This window comes from Allobosea sp. OAE752, assembly GCF_050433265.1.
Classification (GTDB): Bacteria; Pseudomonadota; Alphaproteobacteria; order Rhizobiales; family Beijerinckiaceae; genus Allobosea; species Allobosea spartocytisi.
In genome coordinates, this window is record NZ_JBNPXO010000001.1 from 704,303 (window position 1) to 716,210 (window position 11,908).

The 11,908-nt window shown below is 68.4% G+C and carries 10 protein-coding genes; 7 read left to right on the forward strand and 3 right to left on the reverse strand.

What is annotated here, in order from left to right; translation table 11 throughout:
* The first annotated feature begins 12 nt into the window (after positions 1-12).
* The 7 genes from GGC47_RS03295 (at position 13) to GGC47_RS03325 (ending at position 7,308) form a co-directional block, all read left to right on the forward strand.
* Positions 13-3,468, forward strand: a complete 3,456-nt coding sequence (locus GGC47_RS03295) for a chromosome segregation SMC family protein (RefSeq protein ID WP_142020154.1) — start codon at positions 13-15, stop codon at positions 3,466-3,468.
* 245 nt (positions 3,469-3,713) lie between these two features.
* Positions 3,714-4,064 (forward strand): AtpZ/AtpI family protein, encoded by a 351-nt coding sequence (locus GGC47_RS03300; protein ID WP_051987690.1) that lies wholly within the window; start codon positions 3,714-3,716, stop codon positions 4,062-4,064.
* Positions 4,065-4,107: 43 nt separating this feature from the next.
* A complete protein-coding gene (locus tag GGC47_RS03305) occupies positions 4,108-4,878 on the forward strand; it encodes a F0F1 ATP synthase subunit A (protein ID WP_038360957.1) in 771 nt (256 codons plus the stop codon).
* Between the two features lie 61 nt (positions 4,879-4,939).
* The gene (locus tag GGC47_RS03310) at positions 4,940-5,167 is read left to right on the forward strand and encodes a F0F1 ATP synthase subunit C (RefSeq protein WP_038360954.1); all 228 of its coding nucleotides are present in this window, start codon (positions 4,940-4,942) and stop codon (positions 5,165-5,167) included.
* 119 nt (positions 5,168-5,286) lie between these two features.
* A complete protein-coding gene (locus tag GGC47_RS03315; protein ID WP_370954672.1) occupies positions 5,287-5,880 on the forward strand; it encodes a F0F1 ATP synthase subunit B family protein in 594 nt (197 codons plus the stop codon).
* Between the two features lie 11 nt (positions 5,881-5,891).
* Positions 5,892-6,368 carry a F0F1 ATP synthase subunit B family protein gene (locus GGC47_RS03320; RefSeq protein WP_038360948.1) on the forward strand — a complete coding sequence of 159 codons (477 nt, stop codon included), beginning with the start codon at positions 5,892-5,894 and terminating at the stop codon, positions 6,366-6,368.
* Positions 6,369-6,501: 133 nt separating this feature from the next.
* Positions 6,502-7,308, forward strand: coding sequence for a dienelactone hydrolase family protein (locus GGC47_RS03325; RefSeq protein ID WP_142020153.1), 807 nt, complete (start codon positions 6,502-6,504; stop codon positions 7,306-7,308).
* 149 nt (positions 7,309-7,457) lie between these two features.
* Here GGC47_RS03325 and GGC47_RS03330 read toward each other — a convergent pair whose 3' ends face one another.
* From GGC47_RS03330 to gcvPA, 3 genes are all read right to left on the reverse strand, one after another.
* Positions 7,458-8,717 carry a L,D-transpeptidase family protein gene (locus GGC47_RS03330; protein ID WP_429066874.1) on the reverse strand — a complete coding sequence of 420 codons (1,260 nt, stop codon included), beginning with the start codon at positions 8,715-8,717 and terminating at the stop codon, positions 7,458-7,460.
* A gap of 126 nt (positions 8,718-8,843) precedes the next feature.
* Positions 8,844-10,418, reverse strand: a complete 1,575-nt coding sequence (gene gcvPB / locus GGC47_RS03335; protein ID WP_429066876.1) for an aminomethyl-transferring glycine dehydrogenase subunit GcvPB — start codon at positions 10,416-10,418, stop codon at positions 8,844-8,846.
* A complete protein-coding gene (gene gcvPA / locus GGC47_RS03340; RefSeq protein ID WP_429066879.1) occupies positions 10,418-11,758 on the reverse strand; it encodes an aminomethyl-transferring glycine dehydrogenase subunit GcvPA in 1,341 nt (446 codons plus the stop codon). Before gcvPA ends, gcvPB begins: the two co-directional genes overlap by 1 nt.
* Positions 11,759-11,908 lie beyond the last annotated feature (150 nt).

An 11,908-nucleotide genomic window follows, 5' to 3' on the forward strand; every position in this document is an offset into this window, starting at 1 on the left:
AGAGGCGCGCCGATGCATCTGACGCGCCTCAAGCTCACCGGCTTCAAGACCTTCGTCGAGCCGACGGAATTCCAGATCGAGCCGGGGCTGACCGGCATCGTCGGGCCCAATGGCTGCGGCAAGTCCAATCTCGTCGAAGCCCTGCGCTGGGTGATGGGCGAGAGCTCGTTCAAGAACATGCGCGGCTCGGGGATGGACGACGTCATCTTCGGCGGCTCGAACGAGCGCCCGGCCCGCAACATGGCCGAGGTCGCGCTCACCCTCGACAATAGCGACCGCAAGGCGCCCGCCGCCTTCAACGAGGCCGATGTCCTCGAGATCACGCGCCGGATCGAGCGCGAGGAGGGCTCGACCTACCGCATCAACGGCAAGGAGGTGCGGGCGAAGGACGTGCAGCTCCTCTTCGCCGATGCCGCGACCGGCGCCCGTTCGCCGGCCCTCGTCCGCCAGGGGCAGATCAGCGAGATCATCTCGGCCAAGCCGCAATCGCGCCGGCGCATCCTGGAGGACGCCGCCGGCATCGCCGGCCTGCACAGCCGGCGCCACGAGGCGGAGCTCAGGCTGAAGGGCGCCGAGGAGAATCTGACCCGGCTCGAGGACGTGCTCGGCGAGATCGACGGGCAGATCGAGGCGTTGCAGCGGCAAGCGCGGCAGGCGGGACGCTATCGCAGCCTCGCCGCCGATATCCGCCGGGCCGAGGCCATGCTGGCGCTGATCGCCCTGCATGATGGCCGCGTGCAGGAGGCGCAAGCCGAGCACGTTCTGGAGGAGGCGGTGCGCGCCGTCGCGGAGCAGACCGGCATCCAGGCCGAGGCCGCGAAAAGGCAGGCCATCGCCGCCCATGAGATGCCGGCGCTGCGCGAAGGCGAGGCAGCCGCCGCCGCGGCTCTCGTCCGGCTGAAGCGCGGGCTCGACGAGCTCGAGGCCGAGAACCGCCGGGCGAAGCAACGGGCGGAGGAACTCGGCAAGCGGCTGGCCGAATTGCAGACCGATCTGGCGCGGCAGGAGAGCATCGGCCGCGACGCTACCGAGAGCCTCGCCCGGCTCGCCGAGGAGGACGCCGCGCTCGCTCGGGAAAGCGAAGGCTCCGGCGGCAGCACCGAAGCCGCCACGGCCGCGCAGGAAGAGGCCGAAGCGGCGCTGGCCGCCGCCGAGGCCGAGCAGACCGCGGCTCAGGCCGCGCTCTCCGAACTCGCCGCCCGCCGCGGCGCCCTGGAGCGCGCGCTGCGCGAAGCCCGCGAGCGCGAGGCGCGGGCCTCGGCGGAACGCGACAGGCTCCAGCGCGACCAGGCCTCGATCGAAGCCGCCAGCACCGGCGCGCCGCTCGACGGCTTGCGCGAGGCTCTCGCTGCCGGCGAGGCGGCGATGCGGGCGGCGGATGCGCAGGCCATCGCCGCACGCACGGCGCTCGCGGCGGCCCGCGAGCGGGAGAATCAGTCGCGCGGGCCGCTGGCCGAAGCCGACCGCAAAGCGCAACGGCTCGAAACCGAGATCGGGACGCTGCGCAAGCTGCTGGCCCCCGCCACAGACGGCCGCTGGCCCGCCATCATCGAGGCGATCAGGGTCGCCAAGGGTTTCGAGGTCGCGCTGGGCGCGGCGCTCGGCGACGATCTCGACGCCGCCTCCGACACGGCCGCGCCAGCGCATTGGCGCGAGACCGGCTCCGGCGCAGGCGACCCGGCGCTGCCCGATGGCGCGGAGGCGCTGGCGCGCCATGTGAAGGGGCCGGCCGCGCTCGGCCGTCGCCTCGCCCAGATCGGCGTGGTCGCGCGGGCGGATGGCGAGCGTCTGCGCGCCCTGCTCGCGCCTGGACAGATCCTCGTCTCGCGCGAAGGCGATGTCTGGCGCTGGGACGGCTTCACCAGCGCCGCCGAGGCGCCCTCCCCCGCCGCGCGGCGGCTGGCCGAAAAGAACCGGCTCGACGACCTCCAGCGCGAGGCCATCGCCGCCCGCGAGGCGGCCGAAGTCGCGCGCGGGGTGCTGGAAGCGGTCATCGCGGAAACGCGCGCCGCCGCGCAGGCCGAGACCGCAGCGATCGAGGCGACACGGCAGGCGCGCCGCCTGCTGGACCAGAGCCGCGAGCAACTCGCCGGCGCCGAACGCAAGGCGGCGGAGATGGCGGCACGGCTCTCGGGCCTGACGGAGGCGATCAGCCGGCTCGGCCAGAGCGCGGCGGAGGCCGGCGCGCAGGCGAGCGAGCAGGAGAAGGCACTGGCCGCGCTGCCCGTTTCGGTGGAGCTCGAAAACAGCCTGCTCAAGGCACGGGCCATGCTGGGCGAAAGACGGGCCACCGCCTCCGACGCCCGCGCGCGGCTGCAGACCCTGGCGCGCGAGGCGGAGCTGCGGGCACGCCGCCGCGCCGCCATCGCCGCCGATATCGAGGCCTGGCGCAAGCGCGCCAACGCCAGCAGCCAGAGCGCCGGCGAGAGCCGGCAGCGCATCGCGACGGCCACCGCCGAGCGGCAGGCGCTGCTCGAAGCTCCCGACACCTTCCTGACCGAGCGCAGGCGCCTCGTCGCCGAGATCGAGCAGGCGGAGGCAGCGCGGCGCGAGAGCGCCGACAGGCTGGCGAATGGCGAGGCCGCGCTGGCGGATGCCGACCGGCAGGCGCGCATTGCGCTGGAGGGACTGTCCGGCGCCCGCGAGCGGAGAGCCTCGGCCGAGGCCCGGCGCGACGCCGCGCGCCAGCGCGTTGCCGATATCGCGCGCCAGATCGAGGACGGGTTGGAGACCGGGCTCGACGGGCTGCAGGCCATCGCGGGGCACAAGGCCGGCGACCCGCTGCCCGAGACGGAGGCGGTCGAACGGCGTCTGACGAATCTCAAGGCAGAGCGCGAGCGGCTCGGCGCCGTCAATCTGCGGGCCGAGGACGAGCTCACCGAGGTGAAGGGCAAGCGCGAGGGGCTTTCATCCGAACGCGACGACCTGACCGAGGCGATCCGGCGGTTGCGGCAGGCGATCGGCGCGCTCAACCGCGAAGGCCGCGAGCGCCTGACCGCCGCCTTCGAGATCGTCAACGGCCATTTCCAGCAGCTTTTCGGCGTGCTGTTCGGCGGCGGCGAGGCGGAGCTCAGGCTGGTGGATTCGGATGATCCGCTCGAAGCCGGGCTCGAGATCTTCGCCCGGCCGCCCGGCAAGAAGCCGCAGGTGATGACGCTGCTCTCGGGCGGCGAGCAGGCGCTGACGGCGACGGCGCTGATCTTCGCCGTCTTCCTGACCAACCCCTCGCCGATCTGCGTGCTCGACGAGGTCGACGCTCCGCTCGACGACGCCAATGTCGAGCGCTACTGCGACCTGCTCACCGAAATGGCGCGGAACACGCAGACGCGCTTCATCCTGATCACCCATAATCCGATCACCATGGCGCGGATGGAACGGCTCTTCGGCGTCACCATGGCCGAGCGCGGCGTGAGCCAGATGGTTTCGGTCGATCTGGCGACGGCCGAGCACATCCGCGAGGCCGGCTGAAGCGCGCCTGGAGCCGCTGAAAAAATGCCACAATCGCCGCCGCAATGCGGCGAGAATGTCGCACTTAGCCTGAATTTACAGATATTCCAATGCGTTAGCTATTATCCACCTGCCTTGACAGCGCGGGGGGCTGCCAATAAAGGAGGCCGTGCTGACGACGGCTCGATGCGCGGGTTTGGACAGGGTTATACTGGTTTTTCGCCGGATCGTGGCGATTTCACGATCAAGACGGGAGACCCGGGACCATGACCGAACCTGACCCCAACGCCTCAGACTCGGAGTTGCGCGCAAGACTGGGTTCCCTGAAGTCCGCGATCAAGCGGGCGGAGGAGAACGAAAAGCCGGGCGCGGGTCCGGCTGGAGAGGACAAGGCCCTTGCGGGCGCGATGTCCTCCGGCTTTCGCGCCGCGACGGATCTCGCAGGCGGCATCATCGCAGGCGCCCTGATCGGGTACCTCGGCGACCGGTGGCTTGGAACGTCTCCGTTCCTGCTGATCGCCTTCCTGGTGATCGGAACCATCGCGGGCTTCAGATCCGTCTATCGGCTCGGTTCGCGCCCGACCTCCGTGTCGAAGAGCGATCCGAAGAGAGATTGACCGAAGGGGCGGCCCATAAAGCCGCACGACGAGGGACGAAATCATGGCGGCTGGCGGCGGAATCGATCCGATCCACCAATTCCACATCAACCCGATCGTGGAGCTGAAGCCGTTCGGCCTCAACCTGTCCTTCACCAACACCTCGCTGTGGATGGTGATCGTGACCGCGGTCGTCTCGGCAATCATGATCTATGGCTCGAGCCAGCGTTCGGTCGTTCCCGGCCGGCTGCAGTCGCTCGCCGAGATGATGTACGAATTCGTCGCCTCCACCCTCACCGGGGTGATGAACAAGGACGGCATGAAGTTCTTCCCCTTCGTGTTCTCGCTGTTCATGTTCGTGCTGGCGTCCAACCTGCTCGGCCTGCTTCCCGGCTCCTTCACCGTCACCAGCCAGATCATCGTCACCGCGGCCCTGGCCGTGCTCGTGATGAGCGTCGTGCTGATCTACGGCATCGCCAAGCATGGCACCCATTTCTTCGGCCTGTTCGTGCCGTCGGGCGTGCCCGGCTGGCTCCTGCCCTTCGTGGTGCTGATCGAGGTCGTCTCCTTCGTGTCGCGCCCGGTTTCGCTCTCGCTTCGCCTGTTCGGCAACATGCTCGCCGGCCATATCGCGCTCAAGGTCTTCGGCGGCTTCGTCGTCGCGCTGACCACCGGTGCCGCCGCTGGCTTGTTCACATACGCCATCGCGCCGCTGCCGCTGCTGCTGGCGGTCGCGCTGACGGCGCTCGAAGTCCTCGTCGCGGTTCTGCAGGCCTATGTCTTCGCGATCCTGACCTGCGTCTATCTCAACGACGCGCTGCATCCCGGCCACTGAGGCCCTGCAAGCGCCGTTAAGAGTTCAACCAGCCCTTTAGCCTTCCCACTGGAGAAACATCATGGATCCTGTTGCAGCCAAGTTCATCGGCGCCGGCCTCGCCTCGCTCGGCATGGGCCTCGCCGCCATCGGCGTCGGCACCATCTTCGGCAACTTCCTGTCCGGCGCGCTGCGCAACCCGTCGGCCGCCGACGGCCAGTTCCCGCGCGCCTTCATCGGCGCGGCGCTCGCCGAAGGTCTGGGCATCTTCGCGTTCGTCGTCGCGCTCGTCCTGCTCTTCGTGGTCTGACGTTTTCGTCGACCGCACGACACAAGTCGCGCGCGCTGGCCGCTTTCGGCCGCGGGCGCGACCTTCTTCCTATCCTTTGCGCTGAAAGGCACCCCATGCCGGTTCGATCTTCAGGGTTCGTGCGACAAGGATGGCCGCTGGCTGTCGCCTCGTTCGCCACTCTGCTGGCTGGCGCGGCGCAGGCTGCCGAGCAAAAACACGGCGAGAGCGGCGAGGGAGCATCCTTTCCGCCTTTCGACCCGGCCCATTTCGCCAGCAACCTGTTCTGGCTCGCCATCACCTTCGCCGCGCTCTACTGGCTGATGTCGAAGGTCGCGCTGCCGCGCATCGGCGAGATTCTCGAGGAGCGCGCCAACACGATCGGCCGCGACCTCGACCAGGCGGCCGAGATGCAGGCCAAGGCCGAGGACATGGCGCAGGCCTATGAGAAGGCCCTCGCCGAGGCGCGCAAGAACGCCCAGGGCATCGCCCAGACGGCGCGCGACACCGGTGCCAAGGCGAGCGACGCCCAGCGTCATGCGACCGAGGCCGAGCTTGCCGCCAAGCTGGCCCAGGCCGAGGCGACCATCGCCAAGACCAAAACCGAAGCGATGGGCAATGTGCGCGGCCTCGGCAGCGACGTCGCGATCGCGATCGTCACCAAGCTGACGGGCCAGGCCCCGACCGCCTCCGAGGCTTCGGAAGCGGTCGACCAGGCGCTGTCGCGCGGCTGAGGAGAGTTTTGATGGATACTTTCTGGGTTGGCGTCGCGCTCGTCATCTTCCTTGCGATCCTGGTCAAATTCGGCGTGCCGAAGATGATCGTGAAGGGCCTCGACGCCCGCGGCGAAAAGGTCGCCCATGAGCTGGCGGAGGCTCGCCGCCTGCGCGTGGAGGCCGAGAAGCTGCTTGGCGAATACGACGCCAAGCGCAAGGCCGCCGAGGCCGAGGCCGCCGAGATCATCTCCTCCGCCACCGAGGAGGCCAAGCGCCTCGCGGCCGAGGCCGAGGCCAAGCTCGCGGACTTCGTCGCCCGCCGGACCAAGACGGCCGAGGAGAAGATCGCCCAGGCTGAGAGCCAGGCCGAGGCCGAGGTTCGCGCCGCGGCTGCGGAGGCCGCCAGCAAGGCCGCCGAGACCATCTTGCGCGGCCAGATGGCCGGCAAGGCTGGCGAGGCCGCCTTCGCCGCAGGGCTCACCGAGGTCAAGGCCAAGCTCAACTGAGCCCTGGCCGGATCGTTCGAACATTCGACGCCGCGCTCTTCGGAGCGCGGCGTTTTTCTTTGCCCGCTTCCGCCGAGATCATGCTCTGGGATAGCTTGGCGATGGCGGTGCCCCGGATCGGAGGACAGACGCGGTGATCGGCAATCTTCTTCGCTCGCTCCGGCTCGCACCGCTCGTTCTCGCCGCCACGCTCGGTGGAGCCCGCGCCTTCGAAAAGGTGAGCTTTCCGTCACGTGACGCGCAGGATCTCATCGGCTGGCTGGCGCGTCCGGAGGGGGCCGGCCCCTTCCCTGTCGTGATCGGCCTGCATGGCTGCGCGGGGCTCTACACGCGCTCGGGCGAGGTCGGCGCACGCGAGACGGACTGGTCGCAGCGGCTGACGCAGGCAGGCTACGCCGTGCTGCTGGTCGACAGCTTCGGTCCGCGCGGCATCAAGGCGCTCTGCACCGAGCGTGAACGATCGCTGACGCCCGCCGGCCGCGCCCGCGACGCCTTCGCCGCCGTCGACTGGCTGAACAGGCAGAGCTTCGCCGCTAGCCAGCGCATCAGCCTGATTGGCTGGTCGAATGGCGGCTCCACGGCGCTACGCGTCGCAGACAGCCCCGAGGCCAAACGCCTGCGCCACGTCATCGCCTTCTATCCCGGCTGCCGCGTCATGCTGAAGCGTGACTGGCGCGCGCGGACGGACACGGCGATCTTCCAGGGACTGGCCGATGACTGGACGCCAGCTGCACCTTGCGAGGAGCTCGCGCAGCGCGGCGGAGCGCGCTTCGTCGGCTTTCCCGGCGCCTATCACGATTTCGACCATCCGGGCCTGCCCTTGCGCGAGCGCAAGGCGGCTTATTCCCAGCGGCCCGACGGCATGGTCACGATCGGCAGCGACCCGAAAGCGCGCGCTGAGGCGATCGGCGCCGTGATGGCGATCCTGAAGACGCCCTAGATTCTTCCAATATTCGAGCCCTCATCCTGAGGCGCAGCCCTAGGCTGGGTCTCGAAGGATGCTCCAGGAGGCTCAGGAGATGGCTGGATCATCCTTCGAGACGCCGCTGGCGCGGCTCCTCAGGATGAGGGCTTGAGATCGAGAACGCCTCAGTTGCTGGCAGTCGCCTGCGCCGCCGGCGGATTGCCCGAGGCGGTCTTCGGCGCAGCAGCCGGCCTCACTGGGGGAACCGCGGCGGTGGCTTTCGGCTTGGGCTTGCGTGGCTGGATCGTCGAGGTGACGATGCCTTGCGGCGTGTCGAGGCCGTAGATGTCGTCGCGGAACTGGACCTGCCCGTCGGCGCCCTGCCACCCGGTGAGATAGACCCAGGCCACCGGCACCGCCTTCTTCAGCGGGATGTTCTTGCGCTCGCCCTTGGCGATCTCGTCCTCGATCGCCTGTCGACTCCATTCGGAGCCTTCGAGCAGCCAGGCGGCAAGGTCGCGGACACCCTCGATCCGGGCGCAGCCCGAGGAGTTGAAGCGCACATCGTTGCGGAACAGCGTCTTCTTCGGCGTGTCGTGCATGTAGACCGCATCGCTGTTGGGCATGTCGATCTTGAGCTGGCCCAGCGAATTGGTCGGACCGGGCTCCTGCCGGACGTAGAAATACGGATTGCTCAGGGTCGCCCATTTGACGCTCGCCGGATCGATCTCCTTGTTCTCGGCTCCGAGCAATTTCATGTTCGACTTGGCGATGAACGTCGGATCCTTGCGCATATGCGGGATGATGTCGGCCTTCACGATCGACATCGGCACAGTCCAATAAGGGTTCAGATTGACCGAGGTGATGTTGGCCTGGATCACCGGCGAGGGCCGGTCCGGCCGCCCGACGATGGCGAGATGGCGCTCCTTCACCTCGCCGTTCTCCACCGCCTCGACGCTGGCGCCGGGGATGTTCACCACGACATAGCGGCTGGCGAAGTTGAAGCCGTTGCCCTTGAGCCGCTCGAGCGTGGCGGTGAGCTGGTTGAGGCGCATCTCGACCGGCGTGTTCATCGCCTTGAGGGTGAGGCGGCCGACCGTGCCGAGATCCGAGAGACCGTGGCGGCGCTGGAAGCGCTTCACCGCCTCGACGACGGCCGCATCGTAGACGTCGCCCGGCAGGGCCTCGGCCGAAAGGTCGCCGCCCGCGACGAGACGCTGCTTCAGCGCGACGACGTCCGGCCCCCGCGAATCGGGCTTGAGGGATGCGGCGCCTGCCGGCACCTTCGGCCAGCCGCCGCGCGCGGCGACGTCCTCATGCGCGATCAGCGCTTCCAGAGTGCGGTCATAGGTGTTGGGGCCATAGCTCGCCTCGTTGGCGCGCGCGGGTAGCGCCGCGAGGGCGGCAACAGCCGCCGTAGCGAGGATGGCGTTACGCAGGAACATCGAACTACCCCCGAGCCACACAAGGCGGCACGGAGGCGATCATTCCCCGACATGGTCAAGGAATGCTTAAGAATCGGCGGGCGCCCTTCACCATGCTGACGGATATCGTCAGGGCGGGCCGCTCCCCTACTCCGCCGCGGCCTTGACCGGAGCCGGCTCCGTCCATTTCAGCACCGGCGAACGGGCGGCGCGGGTCTCGTCGAGGCGGCGGATCGGGGCGTGATGCGGGGCGCTGGTGAAGCGCTCCTTGTCGTTGCCCTTGGCCGCGATGGCGAGGTCGCGCAGCGTCGCGATGAAGAGGTCGAGCGCCGCCTTCGATTCCGACTCCGTCGGCTCGATCAGCATGGCGCCATGGACGACGAGCGGGAAATACACCGTCATCGGATGGTAGCCCTCGTCGATCATCGCCTTGGCGAAATCGAGCGTCGAGACGCCGGTGCCCTTGAGCCATTCGTCGTCGAACAGCACTTCATGCATCGAGGGATGGTCCGGGAAGGGCAGCGACATCAGGTCGCTCAAGCCCGCACGGATGTAGTTCGCGTTAAGAACCGCGTCCTCCGAAGCCTGGCGCATGCCGTCCGAGCCGTGGCTCAGCATGTAAGCCAGCGCGCGGACATACATGCCCATCTGGCCGTGGAAGGCGGTCATGCGGCCGAAGGGATGGTTGCCCGCCGGCGCTTCGGCGCGCGACTCGATCAGATGCGGCTTGCCGTTCTCGACATGGATGAAAGGCACCGGCGCGAAGGGCGCCAGACGCTCGGAGAGCACGACCGGGCCGGCACCGGGACCACCGCCGCCATGGGGCGTCGAGAAGGTCTTGTGCAGATTGATGTGCATGGCGTCGACGCCGAGATCGCCCGGACGGGCCTTGCCGACGATCGCGTTGAAATTGGCGCCGTCGCAGTAGAAATAGGCGCCGGCCTCATGCATTGCCGCGGCGATCTCGACGATCTGGGGCTCGAAGATGCCGCAGGTGTTCGGGTTGGTCAGCATGATCGCGGCGATGTCCGGCCCGAGCAGGGCCTTGACGTCCTCGACCGCGACAGTGCCGTCCGGACGGGCCGGAACCGCCTTCACCGAGAAGCCGATCAGGGCCGCCGTCGCCGGGTTGGTGCCGTGGGCCGATTCGGGGACGAGCACGACATTGCGGGTCGCGCCCTCGCCCTTCGCCGCGATGGCGGCCTTGATCGCCATCATGCCGCAAGCCTCGCCATGAGCACCGGCCTTCGGAGAGAGGGCGACGGCCGGCATGCCGGTCAGCGTCATCAGGTAGCGGGCGAGCTCAAGCATCAGGTCGAGCGCGCCGGGCACGGTCGAGATCGGCTGCAGGGGGTGCACGTCGGAGAAGCCCGGAAGCCGCGCCACCTTCTCGTTGAGGCGGGCATTGTGCTTCATCGTGCAGGAGCCGAGCGGGAAGAGCCCGGTGTCGATGCCGTAGTTCTTCTGGCTGAGGCGCACATAGTGACGCATCGTCTCGGGCTCGGAGAGGCCGGGCAGGCCGATCTCGCCCTGGCGGGCATGCTTGCCCAGCCGCGACTTGAACGGCGCCGGCTTGTCGATGTCGACACCGGTCGTCTCGCGATGGCCGATCTCGAAGATCAGCGGCTCGATCTGCTGGAGAGCCTTGTTGCCGGTGAAAGTGAGGTGCTCTTCGTGCGAGGCCTCGCCGGCCTGGGTGGGACGTCCCTGACGGTTCAACATCACAGCACCTCCACGAGCGCCGCCACGAGGGCCGCCCGGTCTTCATCGGTATTCACCTCGGTCGAGGCGATGATCAGCAGGTCGTCGAGCCCAGCCTTGGGCAGGAGGCGGGAGACGGGGACGCCGGCCAGGATACCCCTGGCGGCGAGCACCTCGACGACCTCGGCGGCCGGCTTCTTCAGCTTCACGGTGAACTCGTTGAAGAAGCTGTCGTTGAGCACCTTCACGCCTTCGACGCCCGCGAGCGCGTCGGCGAGCTTCACGGCATTGGCGTGGTTCACCTCGGCAAGGCGCGCGAGGCCGGTCTGGCCCAGCAGCGTCATGTGGATGGTGAAGGCCAGCACGCAGAGGCCGGAATTGGTGCAGATGTTCGAGGTCGCCTTGTCGCGGCGGATATGCTGCTCGCGCGTCGAGAGCGTCAGCACGAAGCCGCGCTGGCCGGTCGAATCGACCGTCTCGCCGCAGAGCCGGCCCGGCATCTGGCGGATATATTTCGACTTGGCGGCGAAGAGGCCGACATAGGGGCCGCCGAAATTCAGCGCGTTGCCGATCGACTGGCCCTCGCCGACGACGATATCGGCATCCTGCGCGCCCGGCGGCACGACGGCGCCGAGCGAGACGACCTCGGTGAAGACCGCGATCAGCAGCGCGCCATGGGCATGAGCCTTCTCGGCGATCGGCTTGAGGTCGCGCAGATTGCCGAAGACGTCGGGCGACTGGACGACGACGCAGGAGGTGCTGTCGTCGATCTGGGAGAGGATGTCCTCGCTGGCCGAGACGTCGGGCTTCAGGACCACGACCTCGTCATTGGCCATCTCGGAAAGGGTCTCGACGACCGCGGTGTAATGCGGGTGCAGGCCGCCGGAGAGCACCGCCTTGCGGCGCTTGGTGACGCGATGCGCCATCAGCACGGCCTCGCCGGTGCCGGTCGAGCCATCATACATCGAGGCGTTGGCGACCTCCATGCCGGTCAGCGCGGCGACCTGGGTCTGGAACTCGAAGAGATATTGCAGTGTGCCCTGCGCGATCTCGGGCTGGTAGGGCGTGTAGCTGGTCAGGAATTCCGAGCGCTGGATCAGGTGATCCACCGTCGCCGGAACATGGTGCTTGTAGGCGCCGGCGCCGACGAAGAAGGGAACGGCCGAGGCGGCGGTGTTCTTGCCGGCCATATTGCCGAGGATGCGCTCGACCTCGAGCTCGCCCTTGGCGCGGGGCAGGTCGACCGGGGCCTTCAGCAGCTTGCCGGCCGGCACGTCGCTGAACAGCGCGTCGATGTCGGAGACGCCGATCCGTGCAAGCATGTCCTCGCGGTCGGTATCGGTAAGGGGGAGATAGCGCATGGGGTGCGTCCGTATCTTTTCGATTCAAAGCGCTCCGTCATTCCGGCCAGAGCGAAGCGGAGAGCCGGAATCCACCGTAGAGCGCTGTGCCCCACGATGGATTCCGGGTCTGCGCCGCTACGCGTCTTGCCCGGAATGACGGTGGAGCGA